This window comes from Neorhizobium sp. NCHU2750, from assembly GCF_003597675.1.
Taxonomy (GTDB): Bacteria; Pseudomonadota; Alphaproteobacteria; order Rhizobiales; family Rhizobiaceae; genus Neorhizobium.
Genome location: NZ_CP030827.1, coordinates 1,427,081 through 1,443,210 on the forward strand (window position 1 = coordinate 1,427,081; position 16,130 = coordinate 1,443,210).

The following is a 16,130-nucleotide window of genomic DNA, read 5'->3' on the forward strand; positions in this document are numbered from 1 at the left end:
GAGCCTGCAATGGCAAAGAGCAAGTTTGAGCGCAATAAGCCTCACGTCAACATCGGCACGATCGGTCACGTCGACCACGGCAAGACCTCGCTGACGGCTGCGATCACGAAGTACTTCGGTGAATTCAAGGCGTATGACCAGATCGACGCTGCTCCGGAAGAAAAGGCACGCGGCATCACCATCTCGACGGCACACGTCGAATATGAGACGCCGAACCGCCACTATGCGCACGTTGACTGCCCCGGCCACGCCGACTACGTCAAGAACATGATCACCGGTGCTGCCCAGATGGACGGCGCGATCCTGGTTTGCTCGGCAGCTGACGGCCCGATGCCGCAGACCCGCGAGCACATCCTGCTTGCTCGCCAGGTTGGCGTTCCGGCAATCGTCGTGTTCCTCAACAAGGTCGACCAGGTCGACGACGCAGAACTTCTCGAGCTCGTCGAGCTTGAAGTTCGCGAACTCCTGTCCTCCTACGACTTCCCGGGCGACGACATTCCGGTCATCAAGGGCTCTGCTCTTGCTGCTCTGGAAGATTCCGACAAGAAGATCGGCGAAGACGCGATCCGCGAATTGATGGAAGCTGTCGATTCTTACATCCCGACGCCTGAGCGTCCGGTTGACCAGCCGTTCCTGATGCCGATCGAAGACGTGTTCTCGATCTCCGGCCGTGGTACGGTTGTGACCGGTCGCGTCGAGCGCGGCATCGTCAAGGTTGGTGAAGAAGTCGAAATCGTCGGCATCCGCGCCACCTCGAAGACGACGGTTACCGGCGTTGAAATGTTCCGCAAGCTGCTCGACCAGGGCCAGGCCGGCGACAACATCGGTGCACTGGTTCGCGGCGTTGACCGTAACGGCGTCGAGCGTGGCCAGATCCTGTGCAAGCCGGGCTCTGTCAAGCCGCACAAGAAGTTCAATGCCGAAGCCTACATCCTGACGAAGGAAGAAGGCGGCCGTCATACGCCGTTCTTCACCAACTACCGTCCGCAGTTCTACTTCCGCACGACGGACGTGACGGGTATCGTCACGCTTCCGGAAGGCACGGAAATGGTTATGCCGGGCGACAACGTCACGGTTGTTGTTGAGCTGATCGTTCCGATCGCGATGGAAGAAAAGCTGCGCTTCGCTATCCGCGAAGGCGGCCGTACCGTCGGCGCCGGCATCGTCGCCTCGATCATCGAGTAATCGATAAAGGGCAGGGCGGTATCTCAAGATACCGCCCGCTTTAATTTTTTTTAAGCAAGTGGCCTTTAGCGGCTTGCTTATGACACAAAAACGTTGCACATGGCGCGCAAGCGCGATTTGCGCCTGCTTCGCTTTGGCGATGCAGGGAATTGCACAAGAAATTTAAGGTGGGCCTTCGGGCCTGAAGAATGGAATGGGGTGCCTGCTGGAAGCGGTGCCCTCTTCGATCTTTGAAACCGGTGATCCGCCTTAGGTAAACGAACAACCCGTGCCATTACGTTTGGTATCGGGAGAACAGAAAACAAGGATAACGTCGAATGAACGGCCAAAATATCCGCATTCGCCTTAAGGCATTCGATCACCGGATTCTCGACGCGTCTACGCGCGAGATCGTGTCGACGGCGAAGCGCACCGGAGCAAGTGTCCGGGGCCCCGTTCCGCTTCCGACCCGCATCGAGAAGTTTACGGTAAACCGGTCCCCCCACGTCGACAAGAAGAGCCGCGAGCAGTTCGAGATGCGCACGCATAAGCGCCTTCTCGATATCGTTGACCCGACCCCGCAGACGGTGGACGCGCTGATGAAGCTCGACCTCGCCGCCGGCGTCGATGTTGAGATCAAGCTCTGAGAAATCAGAGCTGAGTTGGAAGGATTGAACCGATGCGTTCAGGTGTAATTGCACAGAAGATTGGGATGACCCGCGTCTACAACGACGCTGGTGAGCATATCCCGGTTACCGTATTGCGTCTCGACAGCTGCCAGGTTGTTGCACACCGTACCGTTGAGAAGAATGGCTACACGGCCGTTCAGCTCGGTGCAGGCGTTGCCAAGGTGAAGAACACCTCCAAGGCTATGCGTGGCAACTTTGCCGCTGCAAATGTCGAGCCGAAGTCGAAGCTCGTAGAGTTTCGCGTTTCTGAAGACAACATGATCGAAGTCGGCACTGAGCTGAAGGCTGATCACTTCTCGGCCGGTCAGCTGGTCGACGTGACCGGTACCTCGATCGGTAAGGGCTTTGCCGGCGCCATGAAGCGCCACAACTTCGGCGGTCTGCGTGCGACCCACGGCGTGTCCGTGTCGCACCGTTCGCACGGTTCGACTGGTAACAACCAGGATCCGGGCAAGGTCTGGAAGGGCAAGCGCATGGCTGGTCACATGGGCCAGACGCGCGTCACCACCCAGAACCTCGAAGTCGTGTCCACCGACGAAGGCCGCGGCCTGATCCTCGTCAAGGGTGCCGTCCCCGGCTCCAAGGGCGCCTGGATCGTTGTTCGCGACGCCGTCAAGTCGGCTGCGAAGTAAGGGAGCCCAGTATCATGGAATTCAACGTCAAGACCCTCGAAGGCAAAGACGCTGGCAAGGTTTCCCTGTCGGACGCGATCTTCGGCCTCGACCCCCGCGAGGACATCCTCGCTCGTATGGTCCGCTACCAGCTCGCCAAGAAGCAGCAGGGCACGCATCAGTCTCTGACCCGCGGTGAAGTTTCCCGCACGGGTTCGAAGATGTACAAGCAGAAGGGTACGGGCCGCGCTCGTCACCATTCGGCTCGCGCTCCGCAGTTCCGTGGTGGTGCCAAGGCTCACGGTCCGGTTTCCCGCAGCCATGCCTTCGATCTGCCGAAGAAGGTTCGCGCTCTGGCCCTGCGCCACGCGCTTTCGGCAAAGCTGAAGTCTGAAGACCTGATCGTCATCGACGACCTGGTTTCTGCAGAAGCCAAGACCAAGGCTCTGGTCGGTACCTTTGCCTCGCTCGGCCTCACCAACGCCCTCGTTATCGGCGGCGCTGAGATCGACAGCAACTTCAAGCTCGCAGCCCAGAACATCCCGAACATCGATGTTCTGCCGGTTCAGGGCATCAATGTTTACGACATCCTGCGTCGCGGCAAGCTCGTGCTTTCCAAGGCTGCGGTTGAAGCCCTCGAGGAGCGTTTCAAGTGACCGATATTCGCCACTATGATGTGATCGTATCTCCCTCGATCACCGAAAAGTCGACCCTGCTGTCCGAGCAGAACCAGGTTGTCTTTAACGTTGCCAAGACTGCTTCGAAGCCGGAAATCAAGGCTGCCGTAGAAGCTCTCTTCGGTGTGAAGGTCACTGCCGTCAATACGCTGGTCCGTTTGGGCAAGACGAAGCGCTTCAAGGGCTTCATCGGTAAGCAGAAGGACGTCAAGAAGGCTGTTGTCACCCTGGCCGAAGGTCAGACGATCGACATCTCCACCGGTCTCTGAGGTAAAGAAAAATGGCACTGAAAAGCTATAATCCGACGACCCCGAGCCAGCGTCAGCTGGTCATCGTCGACCGTTCGGGCCTGTGGAAGGGCAAGCCGGTCAAGGCGCTGACGGAAGGTCTCTCCAAGAGCGGCGGTCGTAACAACAACGGCCGTATCACCGCCCGCTTCATCGGCGGCGGTCACAAGCGTACCTACCGCCTGGTCGACTTCAAGCGTCGCAAGTTCGACGTTGAAGGCACGGTCGAGCGTCTGGAATACGACCCGAACCGTTCGGCATTCATCGCGCTCGTCAACTACGCGGACGGCGAACAGGCCTACATCATCGCTCCGCAGCGTCTCGCTGCCGGCGACAAGGTCATCGCTTCCGACAAGGCTGTCGACGTAAAGCCGGGCAACACCATGCCCCTGCAGTACATCCCGGTTGGCTCGATCGTTCATAACGTCGAAATGAAGCCGGGCAAGGGCGGTCAGATCGCCCGTTCGGCTGGCACCTACGTACAGCTGGTCGGCCGTGACTCTGGCATGGCTATCCTTCGTCTGAACTCTGGCGAGCAGCGCCTCGTTCCGGGTTCTTGCCTCGCCACCGTTGGCGCCGTTTCCAACCCGGATCACGGCAACATCAACGACGGCAAGGCCGGCCGCACCGTATGGCGCGGCAAGCGTCCGCATAACCGCGGCGTTGTCATGAACCCGGTCGACCACCCGCACGGTGGTGGTGAAGGCCGCACCTCCGGTGGTCGCCATCCGGTGTCGCCGTGGGGCAAGCCCACCAAGGGCAAGCGCACGCGTTCGAACAAGTCCACGGACAAGTTCATCATGCGTTCGCGCCACGTGAAGAAGTAAGAGAGGAAGTCGTTCAATGGCTCGTTCAGTATGGAAAGGTCCGTTTGTTGACGGCTATCTTCTCGCCAAGGCTGAGAAGGTACGTGAAGGCGGCCGCAGCGAAGTGATCAAGATGTGGAGCCGTCGCTCCACCATCCTGCCGCAGTTCGTAGGTCTCACCTTCGGCGTCTACAATGGCTCGAAGCACATCCCGGTCAGCGTCAACGAAGACATGGTCGGACACAAGTTCGGTGAATTCGCTCCCACCCGTACCTACTATGGTCACGGCGCGGACAAGAAGGCGAAGAGGAAGTAATCATGGCCAAGGCAAAGACCGAACGCCGGCTGAAGGACAACGAAGCACAGGCAGTCGCCCGTACGCTTCGCGTCAGCCCGCAGAAGCTGAACCTGGTTGCCGCAATGATCCGCGGCAAGAAGGTCGAACGCGCTCTGGCAGAACTCGAGTTCTCCCGCAAGCGCATCGCCGGCACCGTGAAGAAGACCCTCGAGTCTGCTATCGCCAACGCCGAAAACAACCATGACCTCGACGTCGATGCTCTGATCGTTTCGGAAGCTTACGTCGGCAAGTCGATCGTGATGAAGCGTTTCCACGCTCGCGGCCGTGGCCGTGCATCGCGTATCGAAAAGCCGTTTGCTCACCTGACGATCGTCGTTCGCGAAGTTGAGGAAAAAGGGGAGGCCGCATAATGGGTCAGAAAATTAATCCGATCGGCTTCCGCCTCGGCATTAACCGCACCTGGGACAGCCGTTGGTTCGCCGACAACGCCGAATACGGTCAGCTCCTCCACGAAGACCTGAAGATCCGTGCATACCTCATGCAGGAATTGAAGCAGGCTGGTATCGCCAAGGTCGTTATCGAGCGTCCGCACAAGAAGTGCCGCGTCACGATCCACTCGGCTCGTCCGGGTCTGATCATCGGCAAGAAGGGTGCAGACATCGAGAAGCTTCGCAAGAAGCTTTCCGAGATGACCTCTTCCGAAACGCACCTCAACATCGTTGAAGTTCGCAAGCCGGAAGTTGACGCGACGCTGGTTGCCCAGTCGATCGCTCAGCAGCTCGAACGCCGCGTGGCTTTCCGCCGTGCGATGAAGCGCGCTGTTCAGTCGGCAATGCGTCTTGGCGCCGAAGGCATCAAGATCACCTGCGCCGGCCGTCTCGGTGGCGCGGAAATCGCTCGTACCGAATGGTACCGCGAAGGCCGCGTGCCGCTTCACACGCTGCGTGCAGACATCGACTACGGTACGGCTGAAGCCGAAACCGCATTCGGTATTTGCGGCATCAAGGTCTGGATCTTCAAGGGCGAAATCCTTGAGCACGATCCGATGGCTTCCGAACGTCGCGCGCTGGAAGGCGATGCGCAGGGTCCGGCAAGCCGCGACCGTGATCGTGGCGATCGTCGCCGCGAACGCGAAAACGCTTGATTAGCGCTGGCGAAAGATAAGCTCGGAGAAGTAAGAAAATGTTGCAGCCAAAGCGTACCAAGTATCGCAAGCAGTTCAAGGGCCGCATCAAGGGCGTCGCAAAGGGCGGCTTTGACCTGGCATTCGGCGAATTCGGCCTGAAGGCTCAGGAACCGAACCGCGTGAACGCTCGCGAGATCGAAGCGGCTCGCCGCGCGATCACCCGTTACATGAAGCGCGCGGGCCGTGTATGGATCCGCGTCTTCCCTGACGTCCCGGTAACTGCCAAGCCCACCGAAGTTCGTATGGGTAAGGGTAAGGGTTCTGTTGAATACTGGGCTTGCAAGGTCAAGCCTGGTCGTATCATGTTCGAGATCGACGGCGTTTCGGAAGAAATCGCGCGCGAGGCCCTGCGCCTCGGTTCTGCCAAGCTCTCGGTCACGACGCGCTTTGTTCAGCGCATCGCAGAGTAAGGAGAAGGCACGATGAAAGCCGAAGAAGTACGCGGCCTGACGGCCGATCAGCTCAAGGACAAGCTCGCCGACCTGAAGAAGGAGCAGTTCAACCTGCGCTTCCAGAAGGCAACCGGCCAGCTCGAGAAGTCCTCGCGCATCACCGAAGTTCGCAAGGACATCGCTCGCGTGAAAACCATTGCCCGCCAGAAGGCGGCAGAAGCCAAGGCCTAAGGAAGAATAATATGCCAAAACGCATTCTGCAGGGCGTTGTCGTTTCCGACAAGAACGAGAAGACCGTTGTTGTCCGCGTCGAGCGCCGTTTCGCTCACCCGCTGCTTCAGAAGACCGTTCGCCGGTCCAAGAAGTACAAGGCGCATGACGAAAACAACCAGTACAAGGTAGGTGATGTCGTTTCCATCGAGGAATGCGCACCGATCTCCAAGGACAAGCGCTGGACGGTAGTTGCCGCCCAGGCTTAAGAAGATCAGGAATTTCCGCCAGCCTATTGCGTCTGGCGGAGAATCCTGTATGAAGCACGCCACTGGCGTAGAACGCTCGGAAACGGGCGTTCTTTTGCTTTGAGCGCACGGAAGGTCCCTTTCAGGGAAACCACCTTGGCAAGACCCATCCCGCGCACACTGAAAATCTGTTCATTGCCGGCTCTGAGCGCCTTAAGCGTTCGGAAGTTCCGGTTTTTAGAAGAAGGCGACCTGACATGATTCAGATGCAAACAAACCTCGACGTGGCGGATAATTCCGGCGCACGTCGTGTCATGTGCATCAAGGTGCTGGGCGGCTCCAAGCGCAAGTACGCTTCGGTCGGCGACATTATTGTCGTTTCGATCAAGGAAGCTATTCCGCGCGGCCGCGTGAAGAAGGGCGACGTGATGAAGGCGGTTGTTGTGCGTACCGCTAAAGACATCCGCCGCGCCGACGGCAGCGTCATCCGCTTCGACAACAACGCAGCGGTCCTCATCGACAACAAGAAAGAGCCGATCGGCACCCGTATCTTCGGACCGGTTCCGCGCGAACTTCGTGCGAAGAACCACATGAAGATCATCTCGCTGGCTCCAGAAGTACTGTAAGGAGCGGGATCCATGCAGAAGATCAAGAAGGGCGACAACGTCGTCATCCTCGCCGGCAAGGACAAGGGCCGTACCGGTGAAGTTCTCCAGGTTATGCCGAAGGAAGACCGTGCGGTCGTCCGTGGCATCAACATGGTGAAGCGCCATCAGCGTCAGACGCAGACGCAGGAAGCTGGCATCATCAACAAGGAAGCGTCCATCCACCTGTCGAACGTCGCGATCGTCGCGAAGGACGGCAAGCCGACTCGCGTTGGTTTCTCCGTCGTCGACGGCAAGAAGGTGCGTGTAGCCAAGCGTACGGGAGATGTGATCGATGGCTGAGGCAAAGTACGAGCCGCGGCTCAAGACCGAATACGTTTCCCGCATCCGCGCAGCGCTGCAGGAGCAGTTCTCCTACGCCAACGAAATGATGATCCCCCGTATGGACAAGATCGTCATCAACATGGGCGTTGGCGAAGCCACCGCAGACTCCAAGAAGCCCACCGTTGCTGCAGCTGACCTCGCTGCGATTGCTGGCCAGAAGCCGGTTATCACGCGCGCTCGCAACTCGATTGCTGGCTTCAAGGTTCGCGAACAGATGCCGATCGGCGCGAAGGTTACCCTCCGCGGCGCCCGCATGTATGAATTCATGGATCGCCTGGTCAACATCGCGCTGCCGCGCGTTCGCGACTTCCGCGGCCTGAATCCGAAGTCCTTTGACGGTCGTGGCAACTTTGCCATGGGCCTCAAGGAGCACATTGTGTTCCCGGAAATCAACTACGACAAGGTTGATCAGATGTGGGGCATGGACATCATCGTTTGCACGACGGCGACCACCGACGACGAAGCTCGGGCTCTTCTGAAAGAGTTCAACTTCCCGTTCCGTGCGTAACCGTAACGACGAGCGTTAAAAAGGAACTACGATATGGCGAAGACCAGCGCAGTTGAAAAGAACAAGCGCCGCCGCAAGACAGTTGCCGACCATGCCGCCAAGCGCGCTGCATTGAAGGCAACCATCATGAACCAGGAACTTCCGATCGAAGAGCGGTTCAAGGCAACTCTGAAGCTCGCTTCCCTGCCGCGTGATGGCTCGAAGACGCGTATCCGCAACCGTTGCGAAGTCACCGGTCGCCCGCGCGCTTTCTATCGCAAGCTCAAGATGTCGCGTATCGCGCTTCGTGAGCTCGGCAACCTCGGCAAGGTGCCGGGTATTGTTAAGTCGAGCTGGTAAGGAGATCGTTCGATGACCATGACTGATCCCTTGGGCGATATGCTCACCCGTATCCGCAACGGCGCTTCCCGCCGCAAGAACTCCGTCACGACGCCGGCTTCGCGCCTGCGCGCTCGTGTTCTGGACGTCCTGCAGGCTGAAGGCTACATCCGCGGCTACACCCAGACCGATTTCGGTAACGGCAAGTCCGAGATTGAAATCGAGCTGAAGTACTACGAAGGCGCATCCGTGATCCGTGAGATCGGCCGCGTTTCCAAGCCGGGCCGCCGAGTTTATGTCTCGGTTAAGTCCATTCCGCAGGTCGCGAACGGCCTCGGCATCACCATCCTTTCGACCCCGAAGGGCGTGATGGCCGATCACCAGGCTCGCGAACAGAACGTAGGCGGCGAGGTTCTTTGCTCGGTCTTCTAAGACTGGGCAAGGATCTCCATAACGGACAGACAGGATAACAAAATGTCTCGTATCGGTAAGAAGCCCGTTCCGGTTCCTGCAGGTGTGACGGCTTCCGTCGACGGCCAGAAGGTCACCGCAAAGGGTCCGAAGGGCGAACTTTTCTTCGTTGCCAATGACGAAGTTAAGGTCGAGTTCAACGACAACGCAGTGTCGGTCACCCCGGTCAACCAGACCAAGGATGCTCGCTCGAAGTGGGGCATGTCCCGCACGATGATCGAGAACATCTTCAAGGGTGTTAAGGACGGCTACGAGCGCAAGCTCGAAATCAACGGCGTCGGTTACCGCGCTGCCATGCAGGGCAAGAACCTGCAGCTGGCTCTCGGCTTCAGCCACGATGTTGTTTATGAGGCCCCCGAAGGCATCACCATTGCCGTGCCGAAGCCGACGGAAATCATCGTCTCCGGCATCAACAAGCAGCAGGTCGGTCAGGTTGCCGCGGAAATCCGCGAATACCGTGGTCCCGAGCCCTACAAGGGCAAAGGCGTCAAGTACGCTGAGGAACGGATCGTCCGCAAGGAAGGCAAGAAGAAGTAAGGACGCGGAACAATGGCTACTCGTAAAGAAGCACTCACCAAGCGTGCGAGCCGTGTTCGCCGCCAGATCAAGAAGGTCGCAAACGGCCGTCCGCGTCTGTCGGTTCACCGCTCCTCGAAGAACATCTACGTACAGGTCATCGACGATGTGGCCGGCCGCACGCTTGCTGCCGCTTCCACGCTCGACGCGGGCCTGCGCTCGTCGCTGAAGACCGGCGCTGACGTTGCAGCTGCTGCTGCCGTCGGCAAGCTGGTTGCAGAACGCGCCTCCAAGGCAGGCGTGAAGGAAGTCGTGTTCGATCGCGGCGCCTTCATCTACCACGGCCGCATTAAGGCTCTGGCAGAAGCTGCTCGCGAAGGCGGTCTCGACTTCTAAGAAATTTCGCCCGGCCTGCCTGAGAAGGGGAGGTCGGGCGAATTGCGGTTCTACCGCATCGACCCGGCTCAAGGCCGGGTTTTGGATTGTAATCTGCCGATTGCACCCGCAAAAGAAAAAGGACAAGGACAATGGCACAGGAAAAAAGAGGCCGCGAAGATCGTGCGCCTCGTGAAGAGCGCGATAGCGAATTCGTCGACAAGCTTGTCGCGATCAACCGCGTCGCAAAGGTCGTCAAGGGCGGCCGTCGCTTCGGTTTTGCAGCTCTCGTCGTCGTTGGCGACCAGAAGGGCCGCGTAGGCTTCGGCCATGGCAAGGCACGCGAAGTGCCGGAAGCCATCCGCAAGGCTACCGAAGCTGCCAAGCGCGAACTGATCTTCGTACCGCTGCGCGACGGCCGTACGCTGCATCACGACGTCAACGGCCGTCACGGCGCCGGCAAGGTTCTGCTGCGCTCGGCCAAGGCTGGTACCGGTATCATCGCCGGCGGCCCGATGCGCGCCGTATTCGAAACGCTCGGCGTTCATGACGTCGTTGCGAAGTCGACCGGTTCGTCGAACCCGTACAACATGATCCGTGCGACGTTCGATGCTCTCAAGCACCAGGTGCATCCGAAGGACATCGCAGCTCAGCGCGGCATGAAGTATGCTACGCTGCAGGCTCGCCGTGCCGCTTCCGGCGTTGCATCGGAAGAATAAGAGGAGTCTGACCCATGGCTAAGGCTACGAAGAAGACTGAAGCAAAGACGATCACGGTCGAGCAGATCGGTTCGCCTATTCGCCGTCCGGCTGTCCAGCGCGCAACGCTGGTTGGTCTGGGCCTCAACAAAATGCACCGGGTTCGCACGCTGGAAGATACGCCTTCCGTTCGCGGCATGATCCGGGCCGTCCAGCATCTCGTCCGCGTCGTCGACGAGAAGTGAGGGTTTGATCATGAAACTGAATGAGATCAAGGACAACGAAGGTTCGTCCAAGGACCGTATCCGCGTAGGTCGTGGTATCGGCTCCGGCAAGGGCAAGACCGGTGGTCGCGGCGTCAAGGGTCAGAAGGCCCGTTCCGGCGTTGCCGTCAACGGCTTCGAAGGCGGTCAGATGCCAATCTACCGTCGCCTGCCGAAGCGCGGCTTCAACAACATCTTCGCATCTGAATACGTCACCGTTTCGGTTGGCCGTATCCAGACCGCGATCGATGCCGGCAAGCTCGACGCCAAGGCAACGGTTGATGCAGCAGCTCTCAAGGCTGCCGGCGTTATCCGTCGCGCCAAGGACGGCGTTCGCGTTCTCGCTGACGGCGAACTGAAGGCAAAGCTTGCGATCGAAGTTGCCGGCGCCTCCAAGGCTGCCGTCGAAAAGATCGAAAAGGCTGGCGGTTCCGTCAAGCTGCTCGCTGCTGCAGAAACTGCCGCAGAGTAAAACCTTTAAAATCGCCCGGTGCGTGCTTCACACCGGGCGATTTTATGTCCATATGTGAGCCTCACGATTTGGCGGCCCCGATGGGCGCCGATCACATGAAAACAGGGTGAGGCACCCGATTGCTGCCGCAATCTCCGCGCCCGGTTTTTTGAACCAGAATTTACGATCGCTTTCCGGCCAGGGCTGTTATTTTAGCCGGCCGAGGATGATCGGGCGGAGAAATGCATGGCTTCTGCAGCGGAACAACTTGCCTCCAATCTCAATTTTTCGACCTTCGCCAAGGCTGAGGATCTCAAGAAGCGGCTGTGGTTCACCCTCGCTGCTCTCCTCGTTTATCGCCTTGGTACGCATATTCCGCTTCCGGGCCTCAACCCCGATGCGTATGCGCAGGCCTTCAACGGTCAGGCCGGTGGTATCCTCGGTCTTTTCAACATGTTTTCCGGCGGCGCCGTCCAGCGCATGGCGATCTTCGCGCTCGGAATCATGCCCTATATCTCGGCCTCGATCATCGTTCAGCTGATGACCTCCGTCGTTCCTTCGCTTGAGAACCTCAAGAAGGAAGGCGAGGCGGGCCGCAAGATCATCAACCAGTATACCCGCTACGGCACCGTCATCCTCGGCGCGCTGCAGGCTTACGGCATTGCCGCCGGCCTTGAGGCAGGGCAGGGGATCGTCACCGATCCGGGCTGGTTCTTCCGCCTCTCGACCGTCGTTACGCTTCTTGGCGGCACGATGTTCCTGATGTGGCTTGGCGAGCAGATCACCTCGCGCGGTATCGGCAACGGTATTTCGCTGATCATCTTCTCCGGTATTGCAGCAGGCCTGCCGACGGCTCTCGCCAGCACGCTCGAACTCGGCCGTACCGGCGCGCTCTCGACCGGACTGATTCTCCTCGTCCTCGTCGTGGCGATCTGCGTCATCGCGCTCATCGTCTTCGTGGAACGTGCCCAGCGTCGCCTTCTGATCCAGTATCCGAAGCGCCAGGTCGGCAACCGCATGTTCCAGGGCGATACCTCGCACCTGCCGCTGAAGCTCAATACGTCGGGCGTCATCCCGGCGATCTTCGCATCGTCGCTGCTGCTTCTGCCTGCAACGGCTGCCGGTTTTGCCGGTGGCGCCGGCATGCCTGCATGGGCAACAGCCGCTATCGCAGCACTTGGCCATGGCCAGCCGCTGTTCATGCTGCTCTACGGCCTGCTGATTGCCTTCTTTGCCTTCTTCTACACGGCCATCGTCTTCAATCCGAAGGATACGGCCGATAATCTGAAGAAACACGGTGGCTTCATTCCGGGGATCCGCCCGGGTGAGCGTACCGCCCAGTATATTGACTACGTGTTGACCCGCATCACGGTTATCGGTGCGATCTACCTCGTCTTCGTCTGCATTCTGCCAGAGTTTCTGATTGCCCGTACCGGCATCCCATTAGCCCTTGGTGGTACTTCGCTTTTGATTGTTGTCAGTGTAACCCTCGATACGGTTGCACAGATCCAGGGACATCTCATTGCGCAGCAGTATGAGGGTCTGATCAAGAAGTCGAAGCTGCGCGGAGGAAAGAGGGGACGATGAGACTTATATTTTTGGGGCCACCCGGCGCCGGCAAGGGTACGCAGGCAAAGCTGCTGACTGAAAAATACGGTATTCCGCAGCTTTCCACGGGTGACATGCTTCGTGCCGCCAAGGAAGCCGGTACGGAGATCGGCCTGAAGGCCAAGGCTGTCATGGACGCCGGCCAGCTCGTCTCCGACGATATCGTCAATGCCATCGTCGCCGAGCGTATTGATCTGGATGACTGTTCAAAGGGCTTCATCCTGGATGGCTATCCGCGCACCGTGCCCCAGGCCATCGCGCTGGATAAGATGCTGCAGGAAAAGGGAAGCCCCCTGGATGCGGTCATCGAGCTCAAGGTGGACGAAGGGGCCCTGATGGGCCGAATCGAAAACCGCGTCGCCGAAACCATCGCCGCCGGCGGCAAGGTTCGCGCCGACGATATGCCGGAAGCTTTCAAGAAGCGTCTGGTCGAATATCGCGAAAAGACTGCTCCGCTTTCGGCTCACTACGAAGAGATCGGGCAGTTGAAGACGATCGACGGCATGGCTGACGTAACCGCCGTGACCGCCGAAATCGAAAAGATCCTTTCGGCTCTTTGAGCTGTCACAGGTCTGTTAAAGAATCTCGGGCTCGGCGGTTGCATTTCAGCGCTGATTCCGTTAAACACCGCGCCAACTCGCGACAGACTTGAGCGATTGGCGCGGATCTCCGCAAGGAAATCCGGGGCTGATCTTTTTGAGCTGTCTCGTTTGGTGTTGTTGAACTGGTGGCCTTGATCAGGCTGCTATCATGGAAGAAGTACCGCTTGCCGGATGGCAACCGGAACGCAAGGAGAATAGACGTGGCACGTATCGCTGGCGTCAACATCCCGACTGCGAAGCGCGTTGTTATCGCGCTGACCTACATTCACGGGATCGGCCCGAAATTTGCGCAGGAAATCATGGACAAGGTCGGTCTTCCGGCTGAAAAGCGCGTCCATCAGCTGACGGATTCTGAAATTCTTCAGATCCGCGAAACCATCGACCGCGACTACCATGTCGAAGGCGATCTTCGTCGCGAAACCGCGATGAACATCAAGCGCCTCATGGACCTCGGTTGCTACCGTGGTCTGCGTCACCGTCGTGGCCTTCCGGTCCGCGGTCAGCGCACCCACACCAACGCTCGTACCCGCAAGGGTCCGGCCAAGGCAATCGCTGGTAAGAAGAAGTAATTTTGGATGGATGTCGCAAGGCGGACAGCATCCTGTCCGCTTCTCTAGCGATCATTCGTTCCAAGGTGGAGCCGCTGGAACTACGGCGGTGCAGAGATCAACGAAAGGGATAAAATGGCCAAGGAAGCCACCCGCGTTCGTCGTCGCGAACGCAAGAATATCACGTCGGGCGTTGCCCACGTCAATTCTACCTTCAACAACACCATGATCACCATTACCGACGCGCAGGGCAATGCTATTGCCTGGTCGTCCGCCGGTGCAAAGGGCTTCAAGGGTTCGCGTAAGTCGACCCCGTTTGCTGCTCAGATCGCTGCCGAAGACTGCGCCAAGAAGGCTCAGGAACATGGCATGAAGTCGCTTGAAGTCGAAGTTTGCGGTCCGGGTTCCGGTCGTGAATCGGCACTTCGCGCTCTCCAGGCTGCCGGCTTCATGATCACCTCGATCCGTGACGTCACGCCGATCCCGCACAACGGTTGCCGCCCGCGCAAGAAGCGCCGCGTCTAATGGACGTATTGGGGCTCGCTTTTTTGGCGAGACTCATCTGAACTCGGGGAATAGCCGCTTCGCCTCTGGAAAGTTGCGAGGCGGCTTTCACCGTATCGCCGGAAGGGTATTTTCCGGTGTTCCTCGTGCTCGGTTGCCACGATTGGATGGTGGCAACGAACGGAAGGTAAGTAGGTCATGATCCAGAAGAACTGGCAGGAACTGATTAAGCCGAACAAGGTGGAATTCACCTCGTCCGGTCGCACCAAGGCAACGCTGGTTGCCGAACCCCTTGAGCGCGGCTTCGGCCTGACGCTCGGCAACGCGCTGCGTCGCGTGCTTCTGTCGTCGCTCCGCGGTGCTGCTGTCACGGCAGTCCAGATCGACGGCGTTCTGCACGAGTTCTCCTCCATCCCGGGCGTCCGGGAAGATGTGACGGACATCGTGCTCAACATCAAGGAAATCGCCATCAAGATGGACGGCGATGATCCGAAGCGCATGGTCGTGCGCAAGCAGGGCCCTGGTGCCGTGACCGCTGGCGATATCCAGACGGTTGGCGACATCGAGATCCTGAACCCCGACCACGTGATCTGCACGCTGGACGACGGCGCGGAGATCCGCATGGAATTCACGGTCAACAACGGCAAGGGCTACGTCCCGGCCGAGCGTAACCGTGCAGAGGATGCCCCGATCGGCTTGATCCCGGTCGACAGCCTCTACTCGCCGGTCAAGAAAGTGTCCTACAAGGTGGAAAACACCCGCGAAGGCCAGGTTCTCGACTACGACAAGCTGACCATGACCATCGAAACCGATGGCTCGGTCACGGGTGAAGACGCCGTAGCCTTCGCCGCTCGCATCCTTCAGGATCAGCTTGCTGTATTCGTCAACTTCGACGAACCGCAGAAGGAAGCTGAAGAGGAATCGGTCACTGAACTCGCGTTCAACCCGGCTCTCCTCAAGAAGGTCGACGAACTGGAACTCTCCGTCCGTTCGGCCAACTGCCTGAAGAACGACAACATCGTTTATATCGGCGACCTCATCCAGAAGACCGAGGCGGAAATGCTGCGCACTCCGAATTTCGGTCGCAAGTCGCTGAACGAGATCAAGGAAGTTCTGGCATCCATGGGCCTCCATCTTGGTATGGAAGTTCCTGCATGGCCGCCGGAAAACATCGAAGACCTCGCTAAGCGTTACGAAGACCAGTACTAATTAATCAGACTGCAGGCGAATGCCTGCAAGTGAAGGAGACCAGATATGCGCCACGGAAAATCCGGCCGCAAGCTTAACCGCACCGCAAGCCACCGCAAGGCTATGTTCACCAACATGGCTGCCTCGCTCATCACACATGAGCAGATCGTAACCACCCTGCCGAAGGCGAAGGAAATTCGCCCGATCGTCGAAAAGCTCGTCACGCTCGGCAAGCGCGGCGACCTGCACGCTCGTCGCCAGGCGATCTCCCAGGTTCAGGACCAGGACGCCGTTCGCAAGCTGTTCGACGTCATCGCTTCGCGCTACGCAACCCGCAACGGCGGCTACCTGCGTATCATGAAGGCTGGCTACCGTCAGGGCGACAACGCTCCGCTCGCAGTCATCGAGTTCGTTGAACGCGACGTCACTGCCAAGGGCGCAGCCGACAAGGCCCGCGCTGCCGCTGAAGCAGACGCTGCCGAAGCCGCTTAAGTTTCGATCATCGATCGAGCATTCGAAAAGG

General features: G+C 58.8%; 28 protein-coding genes. All 28 read left to right on the forward strand.

Features of this window, described 5'->3' with window-relative positions:
• Window positions 1-9: 9 nt before the first annotated feature.
• The 28 genes from tuf to rplQ all read left to right on the forward strand — a co-directional run bounded on the left by tuf (window position 10) and on the right by rplQ (window position 16,099).
• Window positions 10-1,185, forward strand: a complete 1,176-nt coding sequence (gene tuf / locus NCHU2750_RS06920; RefSeq protein WP_119939762.1) for an elongation factor Tu — start codon at window positions 10-12, stop codon at window positions 1,183-1,185.
• A gap of 317 nt (window positions 1,186-1,502) precedes the next feature.
• Entirely contained in the window at window positions 1,503-1,811 is a 309-nt protein-coding gene (gene rpsJ, locus NCHU2750_RS06925; protein ID WP_003507767.1) for a 30S ribosomal protein S10, read from the forward strand.
• Between the two features lie 32 nt (window positions 1,812-1,843).
• Window positions 1,844-2,485 (forward strand): 50S ribosomal protein L3, encoded by a 642-nt coding sequence (rplC, locus tag NCHU2750_RS06930; protein WP_119939776.1) that lies wholly within the window; start codon window positions 1,844-1,846, stop codon window positions 2,483-2,485.
• Between the two features lie 14 nt (window positions 2,486-2,499).
• Window positions 2,500-3,120 (forward strand): 50S ribosomal protein L4, encoded by a 621-nt coding sequence (gene rplD, locus NCHU2750_RS06935; RefSeq protein ID WP_119939777.1) that lies wholly within the window; start codon window positions 2,500-2,502, stop codon window positions 3,118-3,120.
• Window positions 3,117-3,410, forward strand: a complete 294-nt coding sequence (locus tag NCHU2750_RS06940; protein ID WP_119939778.1) for a 50S ribosomal protein L23 — start codon at window positions 3,117-3,119, stop codon at window positions 3,408-3,410. The genes rplD and NCHU2750_RS06940 overlap by 4 nt, the downstream gene beginning before the upstream one ends.
• Window positions 3,411-3,421: 11 nt before the next feature.
• Window positions 3,422-4,255, forward strand: coding sequence for a 50S ribosomal protein L2 (rplB, locus tag NCHU2750_RS06945; protein ID WP_119939779.1), 834 nt, complete (start codon window positions 3,422-3,424; stop codon window positions 4,253-4,255).
• A gap of 16 nt (window positions 4,256-4,271) precedes the next feature.
• Window positions 4,272-4,550, forward strand: coding sequence for a 30S ribosomal protein S19 (gene rpsS / locus NCHU2750_RS06950; protein ID WP_119939780.1), 279 nt, complete (start codon window positions 4,272-4,274; stop codon window positions 4,548-4,550).
• Window positions 4,551-4,552: 2 nt separating this feature from the next.
• Complete coding sequence (gene rplV, locus NCHU2750_RS06955; RefSeq protein ID WP_117193858.1) at window positions 4,553-4,942, forward strand: 50S ribosomal protein L22; 390 nt, start codon at window positions 4,553-4,555, stop codon at window positions 4,940-4,942.
• Window positions 4,942-5,676: a 30S ribosomal protein S3 gene (gene rpsC / locus NCHU2750_RS06960; protein WP_119939781.1), complete on the forward strand. Its 735-nt coding sequence runs from the start codon at window positions 4,942-4,944 to the stop codon at window positions 5,674-5,676. The genes rplV and rpsC overlap by 1 nt, the downstream gene beginning before the upstream one ends.
• Before the next feature lie 38 nt (window positions 5,677-5,714).
• On the forward strand, window positions 5,715-6,128 hold the full coding sequence (rplP, locus tag NCHU2750_RS06965) for a 50S ribosomal protein L16 (RefSeq protein WP_093000489.1): 414 nt from the start codon (window positions 5,715-5,717) through the stop codon (window positions 6,126-6,128).
• 12 nt (window positions 6,129-6,140) lie between these two features.
• Window positions 6,141-6,341: a 50S ribosomal protein L29 gene (gene rpmC / locus NCHU2750_RS06970; RefSeq protein ID WP_119939782.1), complete on the forward strand. Its 201-nt coding sequence runs from the start codon at window positions 6,141-6,143 to the stop codon at window positions 6,339-6,341.
• Between the two features lie 11 nt (window positions 6,342-6,352).
• Window positions 6,353-6,589, forward strand: a complete 237-nt coding sequence (gene rpsQ, locus NCHU2750_RS06975; protein WP_071008864.1) for a 30S ribosomal protein S17 — start codon at window positions 6,353-6,355, stop codon at window positions 6,587-6,589.
• 236 nt (window positions 6,590-6,825) lie between these two features.
• Window positions 6,826-7,194 (forward strand): 50S ribosomal protein L14, encoded by a 369-nt coding sequence (gene rplN, locus NCHU2750_RS06980; protein ID WP_003495199.1) that lies wholly within the window; start codon window positions 6,826-6,828, stop codon window positions 7,192-7,194.
• 12 nt (window positions 7,195-7,206) lie between these two features.
• On the forward strand, window positions 7,207-7,515 hold the full coding sequence (rplX, locus tag NCHU2750_RS06985; protein ID WP_119939783.1) for a 50S ribosomal protein L24: 309 nt from the start codon (window positions 7,207-7,209) through the stop codon (window positions 7,513-7,515).
• Window positions 7,508-8,065, forward strand: coding sequence for a 50S ribosomal protein L5 (gene rplE / locus NCHU2750_RS06990; protein WP_119939784.1), 558 nt, complete (start codon window positions 7,508-7,510; stop codon window positions 8,063-8,065). Before rplX ends, rplE begins: the two co-directional genes overlap by 8 nt.
• Before the next feature lie 33 nt (window positions 8,066-8,098).
• Window positions 8,099-8,404 (forward strand): 30S ribosomal protein S14, encoded by a 306-nt coding sequence (gene rpsN / locus NCHU2750_RS06995; RefSeq protein ID WP_119939785.1) that lies wholly within the window; start codon window positions 8,099-8,101, stop codon window positions 8,402-8,404.
• A gap of 12 nt (window positions 8,405-8,416) precedes the next feature.
• Window positions 8,417-8,815 (forward strand): 30S ribosomal protein S8, encoded by a 399-nt coding sequence (rpsH, locus tag NCHU2750_RS07000; RefSeq protein WP_112510991.1) that lies wholly within the window; start codon window positions 8,417-8,419, stop codon window positions 8,813-8,815.
• 42 nt (window positions 8,816-8,857) lie between these two features.
• Window positions 8,858-9,391 carry a 50S ribosomal protein L6 gene (gene rplF, locus NCHU2750_RS07005; RefSeq protein ID WP_119939786.1) on the forward strand — a complete coding sequence of 178 codons (534 nt, stop codon included), beginning with the start codon at window positions 8,858-8,860 and terminating at the stop codon, window positions 9,389-9,391.
• Between the two features lie 12 nt (window positions 9,392-9,403).
• On the forward strand, window positions 9,404-9,766 hold the full coding sequence (gene rplR, locus NCHU2750_RS07010; protein ID WP_119939787.1) for a 50S ribosomal protein L18: 363 nt from the start codon (window positions 9,404-9,406) through the stop codon (window positions 9,764-9,766).
• Between the two features lie 131 nt (window positions 9,767-9,897).
• Window positions 9,898-10,464, forward strand: coding sequence for a 30S ribosomal protein S5 (rpsE, locus tag NCHU2750_RS07015; protein WP_119939788.1), 567 nt, complete (start codon window positions 9,898-9,900; stop codon window positions 10,462-10,464).
• A gap of 14 nt (window positions 10,465-10,478) precedes the next feature.
• Window positions 10,479-10,688, forward strand: a complete 210-nt coding sequence (rpmD, locus tag NCHU2750_RS07020; RefSeq protein WP_006728669.1) for a 50S ribosomal protein L30 — start codon at window positions 10,479-10,481, stop codon at window positions 10,686-10,688.
• A 10-nt stretch (window positions 10,689-10,698) separates the two neighbouring features.
• Complete coding sequence (gene rplO / locus NCHU2750_RS07025) at window positions 10,699-11,178, forward strand: 50S ribosomal protein L15 (RefSeq protein ID WP_119943063.1); 480 nt, start codon at window positions 10,699-10,701, stop codon at window positions 11,176-11,178.
• Between the two features lie 225 nt (window positions 11,179-11,403).
• Window positions 11,404-12,744: a preprotein translocase subunit SecY gene (gene secY / locus NCHU2750_RS07030; RefSeq protein ID WP_119939789.1), complete on the forward strand. Its 1,341-nt coding sequence runs from the start codon at window positions 11,404-11,406 to the stop codon at window positions 12,742-12,744.
• Window positions 12,741-13,325 (forward strand): adenylate kinase, encoded by a 585-nt coding sequence (locus NCHU2750_RS07035; RefSeq protein ID WP_119939790.1) that lies wholly within the window; start codon window positions 12,741-12,743, stop codon window positions 13,323-13,325. Before secY ends, NCHU2750_RS07035 begins: the two co-directional genes overlap by 4 nt.
• A gap of 242 nt (window positions 13,326-13,567) precedes the next feature.
• Window positions 13,568-13,936, forward strand: a complete 369-nt coding sequence (rpsM, locus tag NCHU2750_RS07040) for a 30S ribosomal protein S13 (protein WP_119939791.1) — start codon at window positions 13,568-13,570, stop codon at window positions 13,934-13,936.
• Window positions 13,937-14,050: 114 nt separating this feature from the next.
• Window positions 14,051-14,440 carry a 30S ribosomal protein S11 gene (rpsK, locus tag NCHU2750_RS07045; protein WP_007766864.1) on the forward strand — a complete coding sequence of 130 codons (390 nt, stop codon included), beginning with the start codon at window positions 14,051-14,053 and terminating at the stop codon, window positions 14,438-14,440.
• A gap of 177 nt (window positions 14,441-14,617) precedes the next feature.
• Window positions 14,618-15,628, forward strand: coding sequence for a DNA-directed RNA polymerase subunit alpha (locus tag NCHU2750_RS07050; protein ID WP_119939792.1), 1,011 nt, complete (start codon window positions 14,618-14,620; stop codon window positions 15,626-15,628).
• Window positions 15,629-15,673: 45 nt separating this feature from the next.
• Window positions 15,674-16,099, forward strand: coding sequence for a 50S ribosomal protein L17 (rplQ, locus tag NCHU2750_RS07055; RefSeq protein WP_119939793.1), 426 nt, complete (start codon window positions 15,674-15,676; stop codon window positions 16,097-16,099).
• Window positions 16,100-16,130: the final 31 nt, after the last annotated feature.

What these genes read in the sequence shown, in the direction of transcription:
- tuf (WP_119939762.1), top strand. Translation starts at nt 10, where the DNA reads ATGGCAAAGAGCAAGTTTGAGCGCAATAAGCCTCACGTCAACATCGGC.
- rpsJ (WP_003507767.1), top strand. Translation starts at nt 1,503, where the DNA reads ATGAACGGCCAAAATATCCGCATTCGCCTTAAGGCATTCGATCACCGG.
- rplC (WP_119939776.1), top strand. Translation starts at nt 1,844, where the DNA reads ATGCGTTCAGGTGTAATTGCACAGAAGATTGGGATGACCCGCGTCTAC.
- rplD (WP_119939777.1), top strand. Translation starts at nt 2,500, where the DNA reads ATGGAATTCAACGTCAAGACCCTCGAAGGCAAAGACGCTGGCAAGGTT.
- rplB (WP_119939779.1), top strand. Translation starts at nt 3,422, where the DNA reads ATGGCACTGAAAAGCTATAATCCGACGACCCCGAGCCAGCGTCAGCTG.
- rpsS (WP_119939780.1), top strand. Translation starts at nt 4,272, where the DNA reads ATGGCTCGTTCAGTATGGAAAGGTCCGTTTGTTGACGGCTATCTTCTC.
- rplV (WP_117193858.1), top strand. Translation starts at nt 4,553, where the DNA reads ATGGCCAAGGCAAAGACCGAACGCCGGCTGAAGGACAACGAAGCACAG.
- rpsC (WP_119939781.1), top strand. Translation starts at nt 4,942, where the DNA reads ATGGGTCAGAAAATTAATCCGATCGGCTTCCGCCTCGGCATTAACCGC.
- rplP (WP_093000489.1), top strand. Translation starts at nt 5,715, where the DNA reads ATGTTGCAGCCAAAGCGTACCAAGTATCGCAAGCAGTTCAAGGGCCGC.
- rpmC (WP_119939782.1), top strand. Translation starts at nt 6,141, where the DNA reads ATGAAAGCCGAAGAAGTACGCGGCCTGACGGCCGATCAGCTCAAGGAC.
- rpsQ (WP_071008864.1), top strand. Translation starts at nt 6,353, where the DNA reads ATGCCAAAACGCATTCTGCAGGGCGTTGTCGTTTCCGACAAGAACGAG.
- rplN (WP_003495199.1), top strand. Translation starts at nt 6,826, where the DNA reads ATGATTCAGATGCAAACAAACCTCGACGTGGCGGATAATTCCGGCGCA.
- rplX (WP_119939783.1), top strand. Translation starts at nt 7,207, where the DNA reads ATGCAGAAGATCAAGAAGGGCGACAACGTCGTCATCCTCGCCGGCAAG.
- rplE (WP_119939784.1), top strand. Translation starts at nt 7,508, where the DNA reads ATGGCTGAGGCAAAGTACGAGCCGCGGCTCAAGACCGAATACGTTTCC.
- rpsN (WP_119939785.1), top strand. Translation starts at nt 8,099, where the DNA reads ATGGCGAAGACCAGCGCAGTTGAAAAGAACAAGCGCCGCCGCAAGACA.
- rpsH (WP_112510991.1), top strand. Translation starts at nt 8,417, where the DNA reads ATGACCATGACTGATCCCTTGGGCGATATGCTCACCCGTATCCGCAAC.
- rplF (WP_119939786.1), top strand. Translation starts at nt 8,858, where the DNA reads ATGTCTCGTATCGGTAAGAAGCCCGTTCCGGTTCCTGCAGGTGTGACG.
- rplR (WP_119939787.1), top strand. Translation starts at nt 9,404, where the DNA reads ATGGCTACTCGTAAAGAAGCACTCACCAAGCGTGCGAGCCGTGTTCGC.
- rpsE (WP_119939788.1), top strand. Translation starts at nt 9,898, where the DNA reads ATGGCACAGGAAAAAAGAGGCCGCGAAGATCGTGCGCCTCGTGAAGAG.
- rpmD (WP_006728669.1), top strand. Translation starts at nt 10,479, where the DNA reads ATGGCTAAGGCTACGAAGAAGACTGAAGCAAAGACGATCACGGTCGAG.
- rplO (WP_119943063.1), top strand. Translation starts at nt 10,699, where the DNA reads ATGAAACTGAATGAGATCAAGGACAACGAAGGTTCGTCCAAGGACCGT.
- secY (WP_119939789.1), top strand. Translation starts at nt 11,404, where the DNA reads ATGGCTTCTGCAGCGGAACAACTTGCCTCCAATCTCAATTTTTCGACC.
- NCHU2750_RS07035 (WP_119939790.1), top strand. Translation starts at nt 12,741, where the DNA reads ATGAGACTTATATTTTTGGGGCCACCCGGCGCCGGCAAGGGTACGCAG.
- rpsK (WP_007766864.1), top strand. Translation starts at nt 14,051, where the DNA reads ATGGCCAAGGAAGCCACCCGCGTTCGTCGTCGCGAACGCAAGAATATC.
- NCHU2750_RS07050 (WP_119939792.1), top strand. Translation starts at nt 14,618, where the DNA reads ATGATCCAGAAGAACTGGCAGGAACTGATTAAGCCGAACAAGGTGGAA.
- rplQ (WP_119939793.1), top strand. Translation starts at nt 15,674, where the DNA reads ATGCGCCACGGAAAATCCGGCCGCAAGCTTAACCGCACCGCAAGCCAC.